We start from the raw sequence: 21,385 nt of genomic DNA on the forward strand, positions 1-21,385 counted from the left end.
GCGATGTGGGAACTGCCCGGCAGGAATTTCTTTCTCCCCGCCGGAGAGCGACGCGGACATTCACTTCCAAACGCCAGGCAATCGACTCCCGCGTGGGAGGGACAGCTCTCCGCTGGTTCCATTGGGATGCGAAGAATTCAAACTCTCTTAACGCTCCCTTCACAGTCAAATCCGATCTTCCTCTCTGACTGCTGCGGGCACGCTCCCGTTCGACAGCACAGTCCGGGGCTTTCCCCCGCTGATCGAGGCAGAGACTTCTCTGGTGCCCAAACGCCCAGTTGTAAACAGATTTCTTATCACTGGAACAAAAGATGACCATGAGACCCTTGGGCTCAAAGAAAATCTCGGGCTTTACTCTGATCGAGTTATTAGTCGTCATCGCGATCATCGCAGTGCTGACCGCTCTGCTCCTTCCTGCTGTTCAACAGGCACGGGAAGCGGCCCGCCGCTCGCAGTGCAAAAACAATCTCAAGCAGATCGGCCTGGCTCTGCACAACTATCACGACGTTCAGAACGTTCTCCCGATGGGAGGACTGCTGATGTACGTCAACAGCACCGCGGTTCCCGAAGTCCTGCCGAGCGCCCCGAAGGCGTCTGCCATCGCAGGAGGCTGGGCGTGGTCGACATACCTTCTGCCCTATCTCGATCAGGCGCCGCTGTACAACCAGTTGGCCCCCAACGGAGCGAACTATCCCGCCGGCCCCAATCACCTGACTCGCACCGTCCTGCCAGTCTTTCAGTGCCCGACCGAGTCCGCTCCGGTTCTGCACACCGCGATTGTCATGGGTGGCGACGGAAATGGTGATGGTCACGCCCGCTCTTCTTACCCAGCAGTCAGCGGCAGTGGAGCCAATGCCGACTACTCTCAGACCTCGATCGTTCCAAGCTCGCGCGGAATGTTCTGGCACAACAGCGCCGTCCGGTTCCGCGACGTCACCGATGGACTCAGTAACACGGTGGCAGTCGGTGAGCGATTCTGGGACGGCATCGATTCCGAAATGCGACGCGGTGCGGTGTGGGTTGGCCGGGGCCGTGACGTGAATGCCAACAAGTACGCCAATCTGGTCCGCATGGAAAATGCCGCCGGTTGGCTGATCAACGGCACCAATAACAACTCCATGGCCAGCATGCACGGAGGAATTCGTTCGCCCGGCACCGGCGCAGGTGACAGCGGCAACGTTTCCAAGGGGGGCTTCGGCGTGCAGGTCCTCATGGGGGATGGAGGAGTTCGGCTGCTCAGCGAGAACGTTGACGGTGCGACCTATCAGAAACTGGGACAGATGGCTGACGGCCAGACGATCGGCGAGTTCTAGAGCCTCTGCGCTGTTGATTTCCCGTTCTCGCCACGCGGAACTGAGCATTTCATCAGACGAAGCGCTTACGGCGCGGGGAGTGGCAAGAGCAACCTGTTCAAGAACAGCCCGGAATCGGTTCGGGCCAGGATGTGCCACATCCGCCCTGAGCCGTCTCGTGGCGGATCATCCCTTGATAAGCAATATTCCAAGTCCAAAGATGATTCGCTTGAACTTTGTGTGCCCGCTGGCCTTCTGCCTCCCCATTCTGTTCGCCTGCTGGGGATGCAGCGGTGGCAATTCCGGGGGCCTCGTACAGGTGCAGGGGAACGTGACGCTGAACGGTCAACCACTCGCGGATGCGGAAGTGGTCTTCCGCCCGGAAGGAGGAGGTCGGCTCTCGTCAGGCCGCACCGATTCGAACGGCCACTACACTCTGAGCTATACCGCCACGGAAGCAGGGGCTCTGCCCGGACACCATCGCGTGTTAATATCGACCTTTGTCGAACGGGATCAGGAGTCGAGCGACCCGGTGAAAAAAGGCGGCCGTCGGGAATCGATTCCATCCCGCTACAATTCCAAAACAACACTCGAAGCCGCGCTGGAAGTTGGGAAGCCCGCAGTCGTCGACTTTCGGCTCACCTCCGAATAGCGCACTGTCCCGATTTCTGACCTGCTGCGGAGAACCGTTCAATTCTCCGCATCATGACACACCGGACTGCCTGTGTGACCTCTGCTGCTCGTTCCCGCACGGGTGCTCCTTTCCGGTGCGTCGCACAGTCCTTCTCACTGGACCAAAGCACGCCTCCACGCGGCCAGATCTACACTCAAGCTCCTGTTGGATTGAGGACGTCATCCCGCAGCAGACCGGGAATGCTCTCACGCTGTGAGAGACGTTGCTTTCTCGTTCCCGCCGCTGCTCCACTCTCCCGCAGCGATGGTTTCTGCGACGTTGTGGCGCCCCGCTTTCTTCTCACTGACAGGGGGTCCGTTTGACCGTCAACGCCAGATCCGTCGCACCGTTCCGGTGATGCCCCGGGCAACTCGAATTCCACGCTTAAGTCGACTCCGGGCAGCAAAACATAGAAAACTGATAACAAAGTTTAGAAAAGTGATAATTGGCCTGAAACACGATGGGGCAGCCTTCTTCACCCAAGCCACTTTTGATATGTTCGAAGTTTGACATGGCGACTGACTTGACGCTTCAGTCGTTTCCCGCCTGATTCCCTCTGAAGAGTCACTGCATGCGAACAATCATCTCCACTCGAAGCCTTGCTGTCCTGGGTGCACTCTTTCTGGCCACCTCGTCAATCGGGGCGGCCGAGCCCGTCACTCTGTTTTCGGACGACTTTGGTCATTATCCGAAGGGGGTCCTCAGCCAGCCGATTGTCGACATCAATCAGGTGAGCGGAGCCATTCAGGAATACCACTACCTGAGCCATCGCGGCATTCCCCTCGAACCGTGGGAGAACGCGATCTGCCACCTCGATGTCTGGACCGCCGGAGTCGAGAATGGCAAACCGTATCTGGAACAGACCGCCCTCGGCGGTAAAGGGAACACGGTTTCCTACACGCCGCTGTTTATCACCGGTGATCCCGCCTGGTTTGACTGCACCGTCGAAGCAGCAGTGACCCCCCTCCGCAAGGAAGAGTCATCTGGACTCGCGTTCCGCTATCACACCAATCGTCATTTCTACTGGTTCAGCCTGACCGGTGGTAACAAAGTCCAGCTGCGCATCCGTCAGCCGATCGACAAAGACTTCAACACGCCGGTCTGGGTCGATCTCGCATCCGCCGACTTCAAGTACGAACCGGGCAAGACCTACCAGCTGAAAGTCGAGAACGAAGGTTCCAAAATCCGGGCCTTCGTGGACGGCAAACAGGTGTTGACCGCGGACAGCTCCGAAATCCTGTCAGGCAAGGTCGGCATTGCTACCAATTCCCCCTCGAAGTACGAGAACTTCAAGGTCACCGTGTCACCACAGACAGAGAAAGAAATCGCAGCCCGCATCCAGAAGCGGGAAGGCGAACTGAAGGCCCTCCAGGCGGCAAACCCTCAACCCAAACTGTGGAAGAAGATTGCCACCGTCGGCTTTGGTTCGGGACGGAACATCCGTTTCGGGGATCTCGATGGTGACGGCCAGCTCGATATTCTGTTCGCCAAGAACAAACCGATGTCCGACGGAGATGCCGCCTGCGTGCTGACCTGCCTGACGGCGGTCAATCTCGATGGCAAAATCCTCTGGCAGAAAGGGAATCCGCAGGAAGGGCGCGGCATCGTCAGCAACGACCTCCCGTTTCAGATTCACGATGTGGATGGCGACGGCAACAATGAAGTTCTCTGCGGCTGGGGCCGCCAGCTGCTCCTGCTGGACGGTAAAACCGGCGAAGTCAAGAAGTCAGTCCCCTGCCCCGAAGTGACCAGCTATCCGCGCGACATCCAGCCCCCCAAAGAACCCTATCCGACCAACGTCAGCAACGGAGACTGCATCGCCTTCTTCAACCTGACCGGAGATCCGCGTCGACGCGACTTCATCGTCAAGGACCGGTACTGGAACTTCTGGGCTTACAACAGCGACATGCAGCTGCTGTGGTCCGGTCAGGGGATGCTGGGGCACTACCCCTACCCTGCTCCGGGAAGCAGCGACGGCCGCGACCGCGTGGCCATCGGCTACGCCATGTGGGATGCCGACGGCAAGGAACTCTGGCAGAACTACCAGAACCTGAAACAGCATGCCGACTCGATCGCTGTCGGGAACTTTTCTGATGACCCGAAAGAAGAGATCAAAACCTATTACTGCAGCAGCGACGACGGCTTCGCGCTGGTCGATCACCGGGGGATCATCGAACGGCACTACCGCATTGGCCATACGCAGACATCGACGGTCGGCAAGTTCCGTCCTGACCTGCCTGGCCTGCAGTACTGCACGATCAGCTTCTGGAGAAACCCGGGGATTGTCTCGATGTTCCAGTACACCGGCGAAATGCTCCAGCAGGAAGAGCCGTTCCACGGCGGCAGTCCGTTGCTCCCGATCAACTGGCGCGGTGACGGCCAGGAGTTTATCCTCCTCGGGGGGAATGTCCGGGACGGCGGGATGGTCGACGGCAACCTGCGCCGCGTGGTGGTCTTCCCCGACGATGGCCATCCGGACCTGACCGCAAACGCGCTCGATCTGACCGGTGACCAGCGTGATGAGATCGTGTTCTGGGACGAGAATTCGCTCTGGATCTACACCCAGGATACGCCGTTCCAGGGAGACAAGATTTACGCTCCCAAGCGGAATCCGGACTACAACGAATCCAACTACCGTTCGAACGTCTCCCTGCCACACTGGGAAGCTCCCCGCAAATAACCGGGGCTGACAGAATGACATTCCATGCAAACCGTCCGGCTTCCGGGCGGTTTGTTTCTATTTGATGCCCTGATGACGGCCCGGAGCGCTGGTCGCGGCCCGTCCCATCGACCATGCTGACTCCCGTCGAGTCCCGACCACTGACAGTTCACATTCAGGGTTCGCCCTTTTGAGGCCTCAGTGATTGACCGCAAACCACGGGGTTTTCTGAACATGTCCCAGCTTCCGCCCGTGACAACAACCTGCTGCATCGTGGGGGGAGGTCCGGCCGGGATGATGCTCGGCTTTCTACTGGCACGCGCCGGTGTCGACGTTGTGGTTCTTGAGAAACATGCGGACTTCTTCCGTGATTTTCGAGGTGACACGATCCACCCTTCGACGTTGGAACTCATGCACGAACTCGGGCTGCTGGAAGAGTTTCTGAAATTGCCGCATCAGCAGTACCAACGGCTGACCCTTTCGTTTGAAGGACGCCAGCTGAACGGTCCGGACTTCAGCCACCTGCCGACAACCTGCAAGTTTATTGCCATCATGCCACAATGGGATTTTCTGCAGTTCCTCGCGACGCAGGGGGCACGCTATCCCACATTTCATCTGGGAATGTCTTCCACCGTGACAGGCCTCATCATGGCAGACGGCCGTGTCGTCGGCGTGCGGGGAGAGTCCCCCGACGGAGCGTTTTCCGTGCAGGCGGATCTGGTTGTGGCGTGTGACGGCCGGCATTCAACAGTTCGCGAGCAGGCAGGGCTGGCGGTCAAGGAATTCGGCGTTCCACTGGACGTGCTCTGGTATCGCCTGCCCCGGCCCGATGGTGATCGACGCGACTCGCTCGGCTGGATTCGCGATGGACATGTCATGGTGACGATCGATCGTGGCGAATACATGCAGTGTGCGACACTGATCCCCAAAGGCTCTTTTCCTGCCATTCAACTGGCGGGGCTCGTCGCGTTTCAGGAGCAGATCGGACATGTCGTGCCAATGCTTCGCGGAGTGGTCTCCACTCTCCAAAACTGGAACCAGGTCAAACTGCTGACCGTGCAGATCAATCGTCTCCAGAACTGGGCCCGGCCCGGGCTGCTCTGCATCGGTGACGCTGCGCATGCGATGTCTCCGGCGGGAGGAGTGGGAGTCAACCTCGCCGTGCAGGACGCCGTCGCCGCAGCCAATCTGCTCGCTGCCCGACTTCGCGAGGAGGGTGTTCGCCTTCAGGATCTCGAAGCGGTGCAACGCCGCCGCGAATTCCCTGTGAAATTCATTCAGACATTGCAGACATGGATTCACCGACGGATGTTCCGCCCAGGACACCCGCAAAAGGGAGTCGTTATTCCCCGACCTGCACGGCTTCTGCTCGGACTGGCTGCTCCGCTCCTGAGACGTCTGGCGGCACGCCTCGTGGGGTTGGGGATCCGGCCTGAACACATTGAAACACCAGATCTCTTCGCTCAGTCGTCCAGCTCTCCCTTGTCACCAGTTGCCTCCAGAGCCCCCCTCCGCTGAAATGAACGGAGGACAACCACCAAACCGCCCTTTGGCAGACTTCCATGCGTGCAGCGATTCGACGATTTCGGCCTGACTGGTTTTTAACCGGCATGCTGGTCGCCGTCGCTCTCGCCTGGCTTTTCCCCGCTCCGGGAGCCAAGGGGGGCTGGCTGCAGCCGGAGTTGATCACCAAAGGAGGGATCGCTCTGGTTTTTTACCTGCACGGTCTGGGGATCTCCTTCGCCGCTCTGCGAGCCGGCACCCTACAGTGGAGGCTGCACCTGCTGATTCAGGGCTGTGCCTTTCTCTTCTTCCCGGCGCTGGGGTTCATGATTTATTTTGCGACTCAGAAGGGGCTTCCTGCCGACCTGCGACTGGGGTTCTTCTATCTCTGCGCCCTCCCCTCAACAGTTTCCTCGTCGATCGCGATGACCGCCGCGGCCCGAGGGAATGTTCCGGCAGCCCTGTTCAATGCGACCCTTTCCAGCCTGCTCGGGGTTTTCCTGACTCCCTTCTGGATCAGCCTCATTACCGAAACATCGGGAGTCTCCTTCTCTCTGCAGGAAGTCATTCTGGATCTCGTGATCTGGCTGATCTGCCCTCTGCTTCTGGGTCAGTTTTCCAGATTGTTTCTGGCAGGCTGGGCGGCCCGCAACAAGAAGCTGATCAATACCGTCGACCGACTGACCATCCTGATGCTGATTTACACCTCGTTCTGTGATTCGATCCAGCTCGGGATCTGGACTTCTCATGGACTCTGGATCGTCGCCGCCACCTTCATCGGGTGTACGCTGCTGTTCTTTCTGGTTCTGTTCGCGAGCGGAGCCTGCTGCGATCTGCTGGGGATTCCCTTCGCCGATCGTATTGCCGTGGTCTTCTGCGGCTCCAAGAAGTCGCTGGCGACGGGAGTTCCGATGGCCAATCTGATCTTCGGAGCTCATCCCGGCCTGGGGCTGGTTCTGCTCCCGATGATGATCTACCACCCGCTGCAATTGATTCTCTGTGGAGCACTCGCCAGCCACTGGGCACTCAAGGCTGACAGATCGCAGGACAGCCACACCACGGCGGAAGTCGGTTCCCCCGGGAAGTGAACCGCAGAGAGGATGGCAAGAAAATTGCTGCAGGCATTCAGCACTGCGTGCTGTTTGCGCCATCTGTTGGGGTCCCCTACATTTTGCAGGCGACGAAGCGGTCACAGCCGCATGCGGCTGCCGTGAGCGCACAGGTTTCCGTGAGCACGCAGACCGCCTGTTCTTTTCGGAGTCGACCCCGGGAGCTCACCATGCCTGGCTGGCTGAATCTTGACTGGTCCGGAATGTTTGTCCCTTCGGTCTCGCCCCTTGAGATCTTCATCAGGGGGACCTGCACCTATCTGGCGCTGTTCCTGTTTCTGCGGGCCTTTCGACGCCAGACCGCCGCCATCGGCCCTGCCGATCTGTTGGTCATCATCCTGATCGCCGATGCGGCACAGAATGCGATGTCGGCTGATTACAAGTCAATCACCGATGGACTGATTCTGATCGCAACGATCATCTTCTGGGAGTACGTGCTGGACGTCATGGCTTTCCATGTTCCCTTCGCCCGTCCCTTGATCGAGCGACCTCCGCTCCTGGTGGTGGAAGATGGGAAAATTCACCCACAGAATCTCGCCTCAGAACTGATGACGGAAGCGGACCTCCTCAGCCAGCTGCGACTCAAAGGAGTCAGCGACATCCAGTCTGTCAGGCAGGCTTATATCGAAGGGGATGGTCATGTCAGCGTGATTACCGATGGACGATCCACGCCGCGGCAGGCGCCACAGCCTGATCCCCAGACCGGGGGATAACAGAATTCGGAAAAAGATCGCTCCCGGAGATTGGACTCGCGACCATTCGCATGGCACATTGAGAAGAGACTGCTGGCCGCTTTCCACAGACACAACGATCCTGCGGGAGTTGTCCATCGCCCAGCGTCCCCTCGGGTTCGCTCGTACGCATTTGCGACGGATCGACCCGATAATCATCCCCATACCGATCAAATCGCCACCAGGAGGCCCCCGATGCTGCTGGCTGAAATCCCACAGAATGTCCAGGTCGTCACCCAGTCCGGTGTCACACTCGGAACCGTGCTGGCGGTCGTGTGCTCGTGGCAGAGAAACCGCTCGATTCTCTGGGGAATCATCGCTGGAATTTTGTCATGGTTCTACGTCATCTACTTCGCGATGACCCGCCGTGCTGACGAAACCCGCTCATGAGAGCCCGCAGCAACTCGAGCACTTTCAGGCCTCGGTGAACTGCCCCCGCGCAGGAAATCGGGGCCTTTCCTCCAGCGAGGGGCACTCACGGCCAGCTTTGAGACGCGCCACCTATTCGGGCGGCAGGAACTCTTTCTTCTGACTGGTGAGTTTCAAGTCGAAGATGTTCGGTCCTTCCTGGATCGTTTGGACGAAGGTTGTGGACGCCAGTCGCTCCACTCCTCCCCCCAATGTCAGTTCGGGCTTCGGGATGTCGTAGACCATCTCTGTCGGGACGACAGTCACCTTGTACTCGCCGACGGGAAGTTCGCGGTGGCCACGCCCCCGGACCAGCGTATAACTCCCGTCTTGCTGCGAATAGCCGATCGCTTCCGACCCGTTCAATGTCGACGTGAACGTGATTTCAAGCCCTCCGGTCGGGATGCCGTCGACGAATGCGACGCCATCCACCGTTCCTGTCCGCAAAATCGGATCGCAACCTGTTGCCCAGATCACCAGCAGCGGCAGCCAGAAACGGTGATAACGAAACATATGCCCCCCGATTGCCCAAAAACTTTGGACATCCACCCCTGAATGAAACCAGACGCCACCAGAAAAATCTGGCAGCGTCTGTCATCGATTCCACGGCATCCATGATTGCGGACAGACCTGCCCGCCCTGGCGAATGCGAGTGTCGCGTTACCCGTAACAGGGCCTCCGCAGGCGCGGGATGAAGCCGTCCAAATCTGTCAAAACGATCAAAAATCTCCCACAACGACTCCGTCGTCCCGCAGAATGAGTGGCGTGTAAACACCTGCCACTGAAATGTTCTCCGAGAGGAAACGGACCGATCCGTCTCCAAGGGCGGCGTGCACTCCACCTTCATGCATGCTCCCAACCCCTTTCCCCAGGTTATCTGCCGTTGAGCCCGCAGCCACGTAGTCATGGTTGATCGGGAAGCCGGCGCGGGCCAGACAACGTGCGACAGCAGACGCACCGTTGCTGTTGCGACGTCCCACCCCAGCCCAGACGGCCGCTTTGAACGTTGCGGTGCCGCCCCCTGCAATTCCACCGTCACGCTCAGAAAGGAACAGGACGTTCGTCAATCCTTCGGGAAAATCCCGCAAGGAAAGGTAGCTGTTACCGTAAAACGCGCCGCGGCCGGTCGGATTCAACGTTGTCGTCGATGGATCATAGCCACAATAGGCGACATAGTTCGAGGTGGCGATGTCGAAGTAGTTTGTATTCCCGAAGACTTCCAGATCGTTCAGATTCCCCGTGACATCGGAAGGACAACGAAACGCCGGAATCGATGTCTGCAGCAATTTCTTGTCGGCGTCTGTGGAGGTCGCATTGTAAAGCTGCTTCAGAGCACGGTTCGTGGCAAACAGGGCATCATACAGCCCGCCCTGATCCATAAACGGGAGCAGCGCAGGTGCCCACCCGTAACAGGGAACGTTGTTTTGCGAGTCAATCACGAATCCTGCGGGAATCCGACGGTAAGTCGACTCATAATTATGAATGGCCAGTGCCATCTGTTTCAGATTGTTCTTGCACTGACTGCGACGCGCCGCCTCCCGCGCCTGCTGCACAGCAGGTAACAACAGCGCGATCAGCACTGCGATAATCGCAATGACGACCAGCAGTTCGATGAGAGTAAAACCTCGTCGACCGCATCGTTTCACAACCATTTCATCTCCTCCTCACAGAAACCAGAACTGACAAACGACGAAAGTAAGGATCATGCTGATTCACGCCCGCCATGTGAGGCTACTGATTCTGCATTAACATCTCTGTACGAGACACCTCGATCAACACTCCGACCCGCATGTGAGCGTTAAATCTCACTTTAACATCATTGCTCCCACCGTCGCAATCTCACATCAGCAAACACCAATGACATGGCAGTTGCAATGTCACTTGAACTTAAAGCGATTCGCCAGCTTGCTGCTGCAGAGTCCCAGAATACTTATTCAGATCTATTGCCCACACTGGCCGCTATCCACCTCTGAACCATCGCAACCCGACGCGAAACGGAGCAGCATTAACAATAAAACGCAGGTTGAAATGCAGTACTGCACCTCAATCTGCGCGGAAATCAAATCACGAACACGCGCTACTCTGTCGTCACCCGCAGATCAATCACGTTAGGACCGGCTTTGATCGTCTGAGTCATGGTCGTTTCTTCCAGACTGGAGACCTTTCCAGCCAGCTTGACGTTCGGCTTTTTAACATTAGGGACAAACGCAGAGGGAGCAATGGACACCTTGTAGTCGCCAACGGGGATCTGTTTATCAGCGCGCCCCCGAATGAGCCAGTAAGTGCCGTCTGCCTGGGCAAATCCGTTCGCGACAAAGCCGTGGGCGACTGATGTAAATGAAATCTCAAATCCGCCCATGGGGGCGTCATTCACATACAGCTTGCCATCAACCGTTCCCGTCGCTTCCCCGGAGAAACAACCGGAGATGAGTGGAATGAGCCCGAGTACACAGACCCTCGCAAGCTGCGCCATCATAAAACCTCTCCTCCACTCCGGAATTCGTACTCAAATCCACGATTGACAAATCGGCGACAAGAAACCCTCATGCTCCCGCCACACCACATCGAGATACTGTCCAAACCTGACCGGTCGGTACAAGGCACACGAAAGTGAGCCTTTCATCGCCATGAACGCCAAGTCGCGCGAGCTCTAATAAGTCGCTCGCGCGCCCTGTTGCGAAAAGATCCTAGAAGTCACCCACAACAACACCATCATCCCGGATCACCAATGGCTTGTAAACGCCACCCGAGGAGATGTTTTCCGAGAGAAAGCGAACCGAACCATCTCCGAGTGCAACATGCACTCCTCCCTCATGAAGGCTACTCACTCCCTTGCCCATATTCGCGACCGCCCCCCCGTTTGCAGTGTAATCGCGATTAATAAAGAAGCTATAACGAGCGAGCGTCCGGGCGGTTCCATACCCGCCGTTATTATTCTGCCGGCCCACACCCGCCCAGACAGCAGCACGGAAGGATTCACCCAAGGCTACCGTGGGACTTCCATCGCGCTCACTCAGAATCAAAGTATTGGAAAGTCCGTCTGAAAAATCACGAAACTGAAGATAGCTGTTGCCGAAAAAAGCGCCGCGGGGCTCGTACGGTGTCCCATCGGCGTTATTGGGATAGTCAGCGATCGATAGCATCGCATCTTCACCACTAAAGGCGACATAATTCGAAGTCGCGATATCGAACCGGTTAGTCGCATTAAACGAAATCAGATTGTTCAGCGCAGGAGTGGTATCGGAGGGACAGCGGAAGGCGGCGATGGGAGTCTGAAGCAACTGCTGATCAGCCTGAGAGGCCCCAGCGCGATACAGCTGCTTCAAGGAACGATTCGACGAAAACAGCTCGTTATACAGACCGGTTTGATCCAGATAGGGAAACAGGGAGGGTGCCCAACCCCAGCAGGACTGGCCATCTTGCCGGTCGACCTGGAAGCCTGCCGGAATCCGACCGTAAGTCGACTCATAATTATGAACCGCAAGAGCCATCTGCTTCAGGTTGTTCTTACATTGGCTGCGACGAGCCGCTTCGCGTGCCTGTTGCACCGCCGGCAACAGCAGCGCGATCAGCACCGCGATGATCGCAATGACCACCAGCAATTCAATCAAGGTGAAACCACGCAATCGAACCTTACTCATTGCACGCTCCTAACCAGTCAGAACGACGACACAGTTCGCAGCCTGCCCACCAGTTTGACTATAAGGCAGTGCCACCTGAAATCAACAGAGAAACACATCAACTCACACAGAAGCATTATTTTAATCGCATATGCACATAAACTCACATCGCCTGCGTCCCGCACCCCTCACCCTGCATTTACAGTGCCACTTCACAGGTTCTCAGCAAAACCCCAATCACCTCACACTGATCCAGGACGCCACAATCACTGAAATATCTCGCCAAAAAAAAGGTCGACCCGCTTTACTGCAGGTCGCCCTTCCCGTTGTCTCGCAATGCGGTTAAGGCCATGAACTCCTAACCACCTCGCAGCCCCGAATTATTCACGCCCCGATCTCATCCACCGCGTCAACAGCGTTGACCCATCCGGTAGACACTCCGTGACAGCATGACTGATAACGTTCTGCCATCTGCTGTCAGAGCCGTCGACTGCCAAATCCCAGCTAAATATCCGATGCCCACCACCTCCACACACCAATGTGTACCGCCGAGCTTCCAGCAAGCTGACGTCGGCGAGACTTCCTGGCGTAGTCGATATGACCAGCCCTGATATTCTTAATCAAAAATCACCACAGATCACCTGATCGCTCCGGAGAACGAGGGGCTTGAAGACCCCGCCCGAAGAAATATTCTCCGAGATGCACCGAACCGATCCGTCCCCGAGTGCCCCGTGCCCCCCCTTCGTGCAGGCTGCTGACCCATTTGCCCAGGTTGGAATCCGTCCCCCCACCGGCGGTAGAGTCGCGATTGATATGGAATCCGTGCCGTGCCAGTCTCCTCAATGTGGCATAGTTGCCATTGTTATTCTGGCGACCCACACCGGCCCAGACCGCTGCGCGGAAGGTGGCGCCCCGTTCGGCTGCCGCTCCGCCGTCACGCTCGCTCAGCATCAACGTCGTGGAGAGTCCATCTGTGAAGTCGCGAGGATCGAGAGAACTATTGGCGTAAAATGAGCCCTGCGGATCATGAGGGCTCCCGTCTGCGTCTTTCGGAGAGTTTGCAATACTGACTTGCGGATCATCACCACACATGCCGACGGAGTTTGAAGTGGCGATATCGAAATGGCTGGTCGTCCCGAATGCCACCTGGTCGTTCAATTCGGGAGTAACATCAGAAGGACAGCGGAGCGCTGCAATCGGAGTCTGCAGCAAGAGCTTGTCCTCTGCCGATGCTCCGCTGCGGTACATCTGCTTCAATGCCCGGTTAGAAGAGAAGAGCGCGTTATCCAGCACGGTCTGGTCGATGTCGGGGAAGAGCGAGGGAGTCCAGCCCCAGCAGGCGCCCCCATCCTGCCGGTCCCCCTGGAAGCCGGCAGGAATCCGGCGGTTGGTCGATTCATCGTTGTGAATCGCCAGGACCAGCTGCTTGAGGTTATTCTTGCACTGGCTGCGGCAGGCCGCATCCCGGCCCTGCTGCACGGCGGGGAGCAGCAGGGCGATGAGCACCGCGATAATTGCGATGACCACGAGCAGCTCGATCAGCGTAAACGCTCGACGGGAAAAACGAAACGGTTTCATCAAAAGACCTTCAACCAGGTCACTTAATAACAGTCAGACACCGACGCCCTCACGGATTATCCCTGCGACGAATGTCGTCAAGAAAAACTTGTGTGTGCAACGCGATCTCGTCAGGGGAGAGAGCGCGGTCATAAACCGCGACCTCGGCGATGTCCCCCTGAAACGGTCGATCATGCCCGTAAGACATTCCTAAGTCCCGCGTTCCGAGCAGTTCACCCACAACGACGTAATCATGCGGCGGGAGAGGTGCTGCAATTTTTTCCTCAGCAGACAGCTTTCCATTCACCCACAATTGAATTGTGGAGACCGTCTTCACGACAACGGCGAGATACCATGCCTCAGGATCAAATTCATGCGGCGGGGAAAACATGGAAACCGGTCCATCGGAAGCCGGCGTCGACCGATAGACCACGCGAATCGAATCGGCAGGGAGACCGTGGGTGTGCGAAAATCCCCAAGGAGCGGATTCAATCAGCAGCGAATCGACTGGGAGGACCCGCTGATCCGTCCAATGCTTTACAGCCAGGAGGGTCCCATGTCGTCGTGAATTGGGCTGGAAGGCAATTTCAACAGTGAATGTTTCCCCGGTCAGTTCTGGAAGCGGCTCATTCTGACGGAGGAAACTTCCCGACGGCGTTCCCCGCAGGCGCAAGACAGGACCGGGAGCGGCATCGACCTTCTTGATATTGCCGATGAGGACCCGTTCCGGCTGATCCGCGAGTGCCCTCCCAGAGGGCTCTCGAGAATGGACGACATCAGTGGCCAGAGATTCTGTATTCCACCGCACAGCAGGCCTGGAAAGATCGACCAGGGCAGGGAAATTCATTTCAGGGGTGACATCCACAGGGGGAGCCCCCGCCAATGTCGCCTCATCACCCGGCGGTCGATGCTCGACTCCCCCCCGAAACGGACTGACCTCGGTGTTCCCCGCGCGTGAAACTGTGACGACGACATTCTCATCCTGCTGTCGCAGATCACCCCGAGGCGTCGAGATGCGGAGCGGTTCCTGATGATCGGCAATCGCCACACCAACAGTCCCCTGTTCCACATACAGACGATTCGGCGAGAGAAACCGCAGTGAGCAATCCCCACGTGTAAACAGAGACGCCTTGCCTGCGACCTCGATCCGGGCATATCCCCCTTTGACGTGCAGCGTCTTCCCTACGGGAAACTGCGACAGAGCCTCCGCGGACAGGGCCGCTCCGCCCGACTCCAGGCGGGAGTCCACCGCCGTGACGAGCTGCATCCGGAGCGAATGGTTCGCCGAGGTGGAATACCACAACAGGGAGCAAAACCCCAGAACAGCGGCGACGGCTGACCACCGGAACCAGTTCTTCTGAACAAAAGAACGGCGGCGGGAAACGGGTAGCGATCCCCCAAACCCCTGTACCGCACTCTGCGGAGACGAGTAGAGCCAGTAGAGATGCGCCCGCAGAGCCATGAACCGGACAATGCTCGCCCGGGATTCAGGCCGCTGCTGGATCAACATCCGCAACGCTTCCCCCCCGGCCTCATCCTGATCCTCAGCAGCCCGGAAGGCTGCCCGCATCGCATCCAGCTCTGAGGCATTCCATTCGTTCATGAACGGGCCTCCTGTCGCAGTTTCTTGGAGACACAGGTAAACAGTGTCTCATGAATCCGCTCCAAAGCCTTATAAACCGCGGAAGTCGTTCTCTCCAGCTCCCCCGCAATCGTCGCGATGTCCCGCTTGCCGCTATAGCGACTATGCAGCAGGTCACGATCGCGCTCATTCAATTGCTGCAGACAGGCATGAAGGAACTCCAGCTGCCGATCAATTTCGGGGGCCTGCCGCAATGATTCATCCGACAGCGCTGCCAGCTCAGCGGCACCAAGCGAGCTGGCGCGACGATTCCTCTTCAGCGCCGAAAGAGACTTGTTGAAGGCGATTTGTGCTGTCCAGGCATGAAAATTCGTGCCTGATTCGAAAGAGTCGAACTGACGCCACGCGATCGCTGCGGTCTCCTGCAGCACGTCTTCGGCAATCGTGACGTCGAACACCAAAGTCATGATGTAGGCAAACAATCCCCGCGTGTGTTTAGTCCAAAGCTGGACAAACTCGTCGGTCCGGGCGTTTTCTGAATTCGACATAGTCACTGAGAGTCCGCTCTCATCCTCGCGGGAAATCCCCCGCTGCTGTTTCAACCAACACGCCTGCTCGTCGACGAGAGGGGCCTCGATGTACACAACAACAACGCATCTACATGTCCCACTCTATAATTCTTTCCCGCCCCCCATTTTGGAAAAGTTTTTCCACAATCCCGCTCCGCAATAACCGAAAAAGCAACCTTACCCATTTGCCCATAACAACTTGCAACATTTCCAACGGCTGATGCAAGTTTCCTCTGAGAGGGAAGTTATTGCCAAAGCAGGTTGCCAGCGCCCCAGCTCCATTTTGAACCAACATTGGTCGCGCACGTTTTGCCGGTCGGCGCCCCCTTGGTAGCCCGAATGTACGCAATTGCACGAGTTTCCCAACCGCGTCAATGAAAACGGTTGTAGCGGCGGCGATTCCGTGATTGGGATCACTTTCCCCCTTCGATAAAGAGTGAAGGGAGCGCGCCCGGCTGCGCATTCGAGGATTTCCATGATTGTCTGCTTTGGACTGGTGATCGTGATCGGAGCGGTGCTGGCAGGGTTCAGCATGGCTGGCGGACACGTTCACTCCCTGCTGCACCCCTCGGAACTGGTGACAATCGGCGGCGCTGCGCTGGGTGCCATGATCGCCAGCAACCCGAAAAAAGTGCTGACCGATGTCGTCAAGCACACCCTCGGGCTCCTGAAAGGGAGCTCCTGCGACCGCAAAATGTATTACGAGGTCTTCACGCTGCTCTACGAGTTCTTCCGCGTCGGCAGGCGAGACGGCCTTCTCGCGTGGGAAGCGATGTTGAGCGAGCCGGAGTCAAACCCGGTCTTTCAACGTTGTCCCCGACTGACCAAAGATCATCACCTCTCCGAGTTCATCACGGGAGCGCTGGTCGCTGCAGGAGAGGGTTCGGACGCTCCACAGCTTCAGGATCTTCTCGACACCGAAATTCAGGTGATGGTGCAGGAACATCACGCTGCGGTCGGTGCCCTGACCCGCACGGCAGACGCTCTGCCCGGCTTTGGGATCGTGGCTGCGGTGTTGGGTATTGTCGTCACGATGCAGGCCATCAACGGTCCGGTCGAGGTGATCGGCCACAAGGTCGGTGCCGCACTGGTCGGAACGTTTCTCGGAATTCTGCTCTCTTACGGCGTGATTGGTCCCATCGCAGGTCGCCTCGAATCTCAGGGGCACGAAGAAGAGACCATGCGGCGGATTATTGCCTCCGCGATCGTCTCCTTTGTGGAGGGGGCTCCACCCAAGGCGGTTATTGAAAAAGCCCGACGGGGGGTCCCCACCGATGCCCGCCCCACTCTTCCCGAACTGGAAGAGATCTTCAAAGGGGGAGCTTCCGTCGCGGTCGCCGCGTGACACAGCATCGTTCCTTCGCAGAATTATCGAGCACAGCACAGCTTTCAGCAGCGGAGAGCCAACATGGCGGGCAAAGGGGGAGGTGCCTGGAAGGTCGCCTATGCCGACTTCGTCACCGCGATGATGGCGTTCTTCCTCGTGATGTGGCTGATTTCCCAGGACCAGAAGGTCAAGGAATCGATCGCCCACTATTTCGCCGGGCCGGTCGGAATCAACCTGCTCGGAGATTCCACCCGCGCTCCAAACTCCGGCGGTCTGTTCTATTCCCATGTGGAGGGACCTGTTCCCGGAAAAACCACCCGGACGGCAGGTCGCAGCATCGGAATGAACCCCGAGCCGACGGATGAGGAATCAGAAACAATGGTGCTGGCGGAATGGCTCGAAACCGATCCGCAGCTCAACCAACGCTGGCTGAAGCAGACACGCCATCTCCTGGAACAGGCCAGCCAGCACGACGCAGTGCGGGACGGAACCAAAACCGCCGATGACATGGTGCGAGCTGAACTCGCCCGCCAGCTGCGAGCCGAGTTTTCCTCAGGCGCCATTCAACAGTCGCAAGGGCTCTATCGCGACGTACTCTTGACCACCTTCGCCAAACTCGACTGGCTGTCGATCGCCGATGAACTCCTCCTCAACTGCCATGAGCAGTAGTGACCCGGGGGCTGCCGGAATCGCCCCCAGCCCATTTCCCCAGGTGCGTTCCTCCCGCTCGCGACACGCACAGACAGCGATGAGTCGGCTGCCGCCGCACGGTCACGTCGGCGTCCTGACGCCCAGCGGAGTGGAACCGAAATCGCTCTGGGATCGGCCGCGACCAGTAAAATGGCCATCGGCAAATTTCCTGAGTGAAATCTTTTCCTGCGTGACATTCCGGAGACGCCCTCGCCCTGCCTGCGGGGAGCCACGACAGTCTGTCTCGGCATCTGATATCATCGGTCACGCAGTTTGCGGCTTCCAAACAATCGGGAAATCCCCATGCTTCGCTCGGCCTTCTGCTTCGGAATCATTGGCTGCATCTTGGCATCACCGGCTGCCGCCGAAGATCGAACGGCGGTCGAGACCCAACTCCGTCAGTCGCTCACCACCGGGGACCTGAAAGGTTCCGTGCAACATTTCGAGGCCAATCTGGCAGCCGACCCGCAGGATCAGAATTCCCGGTACGCCCTGGGGGTCACCCGGCTGTTGATCGCCGTGGAGCACCTTTCCCAGAACCTGTATCGCTACGGCCTGCGGATCTCCGCCCCCGACCTCCCGGTGTTGAGGCTCCCGGTTCCGGAGAACCTGAATCCCGAACCCATGACGTACGCCAGTGTCCGCCTGCTGCTGCAACAGTTGATCGACGACCTGACGGTGACGGCAGAGGTCCTCGGCCAGATCAGTGACCCCAACGTCAAACTCACGATTCCGGTCGGGCTGATTCAGCTCGACATCAATGGAGACGGAAAGGTCGCACCACAGGAAACCTTCTGGACGATTTTCCGCAAGCTCAACCCCCGGGTCCCCGCTCTCACCGAGGAGGAGAAGCAGTTTGATGTCGCGTTCGATGCCGGCGATGTCCACTGGATGATCGGTTATACCCATCTGCTGCGCGGAATCTGCGAAAGCTGGCTCGCATACGACTCGGAACAGTTCCACAGCATCCTGGCCCCCTACCTCTTCTCCGGAGCCGCCAGCGAAGAAGCTCCTTTACAGGCCCGCTTCCGCGCCGGCCCCATCAACGCCGACTCCCTTGCAGATGCCGTCGCAGCCATCCACCTGATCAACTTTCCGCTGGCAGAACCGGAACGACTTCCTCGCGCCCGCAAGCACCTCCTCGAAATGGTCCATCAGAGCCGCCTGTCGTGGAACCTCATTCAGACCGAAACCGACAACGATCATGAATGGATTCCCAATGCCCGGCAAACAAGTGTGGTCGGGGTCCAGGTCAGCGAGCAGCAGATTGATGCCTGGCAGGGGGTGATGAATGAACTGGAGGCGACACTCCACGGACAGCGGCTGATTCCCCATTGGCGATTGGCTCCCGGAATCGGGATCAACCTGAAGAAGGTGTTCGACGAACCGAGCCGTTTTGATCTTGTGATGTGGGCTCATGGCCACTCAGCTCTCCCCTATGCCGAAGAAGGAGACGTGGTCAGCGGACGGACCGCCGAAACCCTGATGGCCGCTTTTGGAGGCGAATTCTTCCTGTTCGCCGTCTGGTTCAACTGAAATCCCCCGTCAGCAGCCGAAACAGGCCAACGCTCAACTCTCACAATCCGCATCATCAACAATCTTTATTCCCAAAAGTCCGGTTGAAATGATTGCGGGAGGTCTTTTCCAAGTGCTAACGTGGATTCGGCCGAAAACAAGATGAGAGACGGTAAATGGAGTGATCTGCCTCTGCAGTTCTCCGCCCGTCTGTTCGAGAGTGACGGCTCGGGAAATTGCTCCCAGCTGGAGCGGATGGAGCCTCTCCTCCTACGGATTTGGAATTCTCTTAGAGGGCTATCATGCTGAAATCTGTGTTGCGAGCGCACGCCGTCTGTCAACAGTTGTGGAACCGCAGCCGCTTCCGAAAGCGTCGACGCCAGGGAGGCGAGGGGCTTGCCCGCTCGGAACAACTCGAGATTCGTTCGCTGCTCTCCGCCACACTCGTCAAAAGCCCCCTGCCTGCCAAACAGGCGGCCCCCCTGCCGACGGTCAAAGCCACAACTCCCGTCAAGGCTCTCTCTTCGCTGCCGCAACTGAACAGCAACCCCGGCGCAAAAGCCAGCCTGTTTCTGGACTTCGACGGTCATACCGAAGCAGTCTGGGGAAGCCACACGAACGTCGTCACTCCGGCCTTCAGCACCGATGGCGATCGCTCCACTTTCAGCAGCGAGGAACTCAGCCAGATTGTCGAAATCTGGGCCCGCGTTGCCGAAGACTTCGCACCGTTTAATATCAATGTCACGACGGTCGAGCCCGCCAGCTTTGCCAACGGGGTCTCGCTGCGGGTTGCCATCGGCGGTTCTTACAAAGACTGGCTGATGGACCCCGCAGGAGGCGTGGCCTATCTGAACAGCTTCACCAACAGCTATTCGAATGTCGTTTACGCCTTTTCAGACGACTTTGGAACCAGCATCAAAGGGATCGCTGAGGTCGCCTCCCATGAAGCGGGTCACGGCTTCGGGCTGGAGCACCAAAGTCTGTACAACAGCAGCGGCATTAAACTGGAAGAATACAACCCCGGAAATGCCGCCTGGGCTCCAATCATGGGAGTCGGCTATTACTCCGCACGCACGACGTGGTACAACGGCGCCAACTCGCTCGGATCGAAAGTGCTGCAGGACGACATGTCCGTCATTGCCCGGGCCGCAAACGGCTTCGGCTACCGCACGGATGACGTCGGCAACACCTTTGCCACGGGCACCTCGTTCAACTTCAACAAGGGAACGGCGTCTGCTTCCGGCATTATCAGCAAGACGAATGACCTTGATGTCTTCATTTTTGCTGCGAATGCCGGGCCGGCCAAGTTCGTCATCAATCCCGCAGCCTATGAAGGCAACCTGCTGATCAAGGCTGAACTGCGAACGAAATCCGGAACGCTGATCGCCTCCGGGACAAATACGACGCTGACGACCCTGACGCTGGCCGCCAACCTGAATCAGGGAGAGTACCAGCTGATCATCACCAGCGACGGCAGCTACGGTTCGGTCGGTCAGTACTCCGTGACAGCGACCGCCAACGCCACCACCATCGGCGCTCCGGTGCTGGGCAAGTTTGACACGACCATCAAATACACGGAAGGGGCGATTGCACTCCGTCTGGATACCGATGCGACCGTTGTCGACAAGGACTCCAAGCACTTCGGCGGCGGGTATCTTGTCGCTGCGATCACTTCCGGTGGTGAGACCGCCGACGTGCTGTCGATCCGCACGGAAGGAACCCGCAACGGCCAGATCAACGTGCACGGAAATCAGGTCCGCCACGGCAGCAATGTGATCGGCACCTTCACCGGGGGAGTCGGCACCACACCACTGACGGTGACCTTCACCGATCTGGCGACCCCCGCAGCCGTCCAGGCGCTGGTCCGTAATCTGCAGTACTCGAATACTTCAAAGGCCCCGAGCACCGTTGCAAGGACCGTCAGCGTCAGCATCAACGATGGAGTGAGCGACGATGTCGGTACCGGCACGAAGACGATCAACGTGATCGCCAAGAACGATCCCCCCGTGATCAGCGGCTTCGACTCTACGCTCCGCTATGTCCGGAACACGAATCCCGTGCTGCTGGACGATGACGCCACGGTCACCGATGTTGATTCCCCCGACTTCAACGGCGGTAAGCTGACCGTCAAACTGGCTTCAGGAGCAGCC

The 21,385-nt window shown here is 58.1% G+C and carries 18 protein-coding genes (1 of these 18 running past the window's edge); 11 read left to right on the forward strand and 7 right to left on the reverse strand.

Annotated features, from left to right (window positions below):
* The first annotated feature begins 311 nt into the window (after positions 1-311).
* From SH664x_RS16445 to SH664x_RS16475, 7 genes are all read left to right on the forward strand, one after another.
* Positions 312-1,313 (forward strand): DUF1559 domain-containing protein, encoded by a 1,002-nt coding sequence (locus tag SH664x_RS16445; protein ID WP_437202727.1) that lies wholly within the window; start codon positions 312-314, stop codon positions 1,311-1,313.
* 208 nt (positions 1,314-1,521) lie between these two features.
* Positions 1,522-1,944: a carboxypeptidase-like regulatory domain-containing protein gene (locus SH664x_RS16450; RefSeq protein ID WP_437202729.1), complete on the forward strand. Its 423-nt coding sequence runs from the start codon at positions 1,522-1,524 to the stop codon at positions 1,942-1,944.
* 592 nt (positions 1,945-2,536) lie between these two features.
* Positions 2,537-4,645: a hypothetical protein gene (locus SH664x_RS16455; RefSeq protein WP_437202731.1), complete on the forward strand. Its 2,109-nt coding sequence runs from the start codon at positions 2,537-2,539 to the stop codon at positions 4,643-4,645.
* A 213-nt stretch (positions 4,646-4,858) separates the two neighbouring features.
* Positions 4,859-6,142 carry an FAD-dependent oxidoreductase gene (locus tag SH664x_RS16460; protein ID WP_437202733.1) on the forward strand — a complete coding sequence of 428 codons (1,284 nt, stop codon included), beginning with the start codon at positions 4,859-4,861 and terminating at the stop codon, positions 6,140-6,142.
* A gap of 44 nt (positions 6,143-6,186) precedes the next feature.
* Positions 6,187-7,215, forward strand: a complete 1,029-nt coding sequence (locus tag SH664x_RS16465) for a bile acid:sodium symporter family protein (protein ID WP_437202734.1) — start codon at positions 6,187-6,189, stop codon at positions 7,213-7,215.
* A 191-nt stretch (positions 7,216-7,406) separates the two neighbouring features.
* On the forward strand, positions 7,407-7,949 hold the full coding sequence (locus SH664x_RS16470; RefSeq protein ID WP_437202736.1) for a DUF421 domain-containing protein: 543 nt from the start codon (positions 7,407-7,409) through the stop codon (positions 7,947-7,949).
* 213 nt (positions 7,950-8,162) lie between these two features.
* Positions 8,163-8,357, forward strand: coding sequence for a hypothetical protein (locus SH664x_RS16475; protein ID WP_437202738.1), 195 nt, complete (start codon positions 8,163-8,165; stop codon positions 8,355-8,357).
* A 111-nt stretch (positions 8,358-8,468) separates the two neighbouring features.
* On the opposite strand, the gene SH664x_RS16480 is transcribed toward SH664x_RS16475, so the two are convergent.
* The 7 genes from SH664x_RS16480 to SH664x_RS16510 form a co-directional block, all read right to left on the reverse strand.
* Positions 8,469-8,888 carry a hypothetical protein gene (locus SH664x_RS16480; protein WP_437202740.1) on the reverse strand — a complete coding sequence of 140 codons (420 nt, stop codon included), beginning with the start codon at positions 8,886-8,888 and terminating at the stop codon, positions 8,469-8,471.
* A 206-nt stretch (positions 8,889-9,094) separates the two neighbouring features.
* Complete coding sequence (locus SH664x_RS16485) at positions 9,095-10,027, reverse strand: DUF1559 family PulG-like putative transporter (protein WP_437202742.1); 933 nt, start codon at positions 10,025-10,027, stop codon at positions 9,095-9,097.
* Positions 10,028-10,452: 425 nt separating this feature from the next.
* Positions 10,453-10,851 carry a hypothetical protein gene (locus tag SH664x_RS16490; protein ID WP_437202743.1) on the reverse strand — a complete coding sequence of 133 codons (399 nt, stop codon included), beginning with the start codon at positions 10,849-10,851 and terminating at the stop codon, positions 10,453-10,455.
* A gap of 211 nt (positions 10,852-11,062) precedes the next feature.
* Entirely contained in the window at positions 11,063-12,016 is a 954-nt protein-coding gene (locus SH664x_RS16495) for a DUF1559 family PulG-like putative transporter (protein WP_437202745.1), read from the reverse strand.
* Positions 12,017-12,622: 606 nt separating this feature from the next.
* Positions 12,623-13,573 (reverse strand): DUF1559 family PulG-like putative transporter, encoded by a 951-nt coding sequence (locus tag SH664x_RS16500; protein WP_437202747.1) that lies wholly within the window; start codon positions 13,571-13,573, stop codon positions 12,623-12,625.
* Between the two features lie 49 nt (positions 13,574-13,622).
* Positions 13,623-15,155, reverse strand: a complete 1,533-nt coding sequence (locus tag SH664x_RS16505; protein WP_437202749.1) for a LamG domain-containing protein — start codon at positions 15,153-15,155, stop codon at positions 13,623-13,625.
* Positions 15,152-15,682 (reverse strand): sigma-70 family RNA polymerase sigma factor, encoded by a 531-nt coding sequence (locus SH664x_RS16510; protein WP_437202751.1) that lies wholly within the window; start codon positions 15,680-15,682, stop codon positions 15,152-15,154. The genes SH664x_RS16505 and SH664x_RS16510 overlap by 4 nt, the downstream gene beginning before the upstream one ends.
* Positions 15,683-16,178: 496 nt before the next feature.
* Here SH664x_RS16510 and SH664x_RS16515 point away from each other — a divergent pair, with 496 nt between their 5' ends.
* The 4 genes from SH664x_RS16515 to SH664x_RS16530 form a co-directional block, all read left to right on the forward strand.
* Positions 16,179-17,048 carry a motility-associated protein gene (locus SH664x_RS16515; protein WP_437202753.1) on the forward strand — a complete coding sequence of 290 codons (870 nt, stop codon included), beginning with the start codon at positions 16,179-16,181 and terminating at the stop codon, positions 17,046-17,048.
* Positions 17,049-17,111: 63 nt separating this feature from the next.
* Complete coding sequence (locus tag SH664x_RS16520; RefSeq protein ID WP_437202755.1) at positions 17,112-17,699, forward strand: flagellar motor protein MotB; 588 nt, start codon at positions 17,112-17,114, stop codon at positions 17,697-17,699.
* A gap of 324 nt (positions 17,700-18,023) precedes the next feature.
* Positions 18,024-19,256: a hypothetical protein gene (locus SH664x_RS16525; protein ID WP_437202756.1), complete on the forward strand. Its 1,233-nt coding sequence runs from the start codon at positions 18,024-18,026 to the stop codon at positions 19,254-19,256.
* A gap of 281 nt (positions 19,257-19,537) precedes the next feature.
* Positions 19,538-21,385, forward strand: the 5' portion of a protein-coding gene (locus tag SH664x_RS16530) for a zinc-dependent metalloprotease family protein (RefSeq protein ID WP_437202758.1). It continues 306 nt past the right edge of the window; 1,848 of the gene's 2,154 nt are visible here — the first part of the coding sequence; it begins with the start codon at positions 19,538-19,540; the stop codon falls past the right edge of the window.

Origin of the sequence: Planctomicrobium aquicomposti (assembly GCF_051466325.1) — a bacterium.
GTDB lineage: Bacteria > Planctomycetota > Planctomycetia > Planctomycetales > Planctomycetaceae > Planctomicrobium.

Excerpts from the sequence above, each read along its gene's own strand:
- SH664x_RS16445 (WP_437202727.1), top strand. The coding sequence starts at position 312 with ATGACCATGAGACCCTTGGGCTCAAAGAAAATCTCGGGCTTTACTCTG.
- SH664x_RS16455 (WP_437202731.1), top strand. The coding sequence starts at position 2,537 with ATGCGAACAATCATCTCCACTCGAAGCCTTGCTGTCCTGGGTGCACTC.
- SH664x_RS16460 (WP_437202733.1), top strand. The coding sequence starts at position 4,859 with ATGTCCCAGCTTCCGCCCGTGACAACAACCTGCTGCATCGTGGGGGGA.
- SH664x_RS16465 (WP_437202734.1), top strand. The coding sequence starts at position 6,187 with ATGCGTGCAGCGATTCGACGATTTCGGCCTGACTGGTTTTTAACCGGC.
- SH664x_RS16470 (WP_437202736.1), top strand. The coding sequence starts at position 7,407 with ATGCCTGGCTGGCTGAATCTTGACTGGTCCGGAATGTTTGTCCCTTCG.
- SH664x_RS16475 (WP_437202738.1), top strand. The coding sequence starts at position 8,163 with ATGCTGCTGGCTGAAATCCCACAGAATGTCCAGGTCGTCACCCAGTCC.
- SH664x_RS16480 (WP_437202740.1), bottom strand. The coding sequence starts at position 8,888 with ATGTTTCGTTATCACCGTTTCTGGCTGCCGCTGCTGGTGATCTGGGCA.
- SH664x_RS16485 (WP_437202742.1), bottom strand. The coding sequence starts at position 10,027 with ATGGTTGTGAAACGATGCGGTCGACGAGGTTTTACTCTCATCGAACTG.
- SH664x_RS16490 (WP_437202743.1), bottom strand. The coding sequence starts at position 10,851 with ATGATGGCGCAGCTTGCGAGGGTCTGTGTACTCGGGCTCATTCCACTC.
- SH664x_RS16495 (WP_437202745.1), bottom strand. The coding sequence starts at position 12,016 with ATGAGTAAGGTTCGATTGCGTGGTTTCACCTTGATTGAATTGCTGGTG.
- SH664x_RS16500 (WP_437202747.1), bottom strand. The coding sequence starts at position 13,573 with ATGAAACCGTTTCGTTTTTCCCGTCGAGCGTTTACGCTGATCGAGCTG.
- SH664x_RS16505 (WP_437202749.1), bottom strand. The coding sequence starts at position 15,155 with ATGAACGAATGGAATGCCTCAGAGCTGGATGCGATGCGGGCAGCCTTC.
- SH664x_RS16510 (WP_437202751.1), bottom strand. The coding sequence starts at position 15,682 with ATGTCGAATTCAGAAAACGCCCGGACCGACGAGTTTGTCCAGCTTTGG.
- SH664x_RS16515 (WP_437202753.1), top strand. The coding sequence starts at position 16,179 with ATGATTGTCTGCTTTGGACTGGTGATCGTGATCGGAGCGGTGCTGGCA.
- SH664x_RS16520 (WP_437202755.1), top strand. The coding sequence starts at position 17,112 with ATGGCGGGCAAAGGGGGAGGTGCCTGGAAGGTCGCCTATGCCGACTTC.
- SH664x_RS16525 (WP_437202756.1), top strand. The coding sequence starts at position 18,024 with ATGCTTCGCTCGGCCTTCTGCTTCGGAATCATTGGCTGCATCTTGGCA.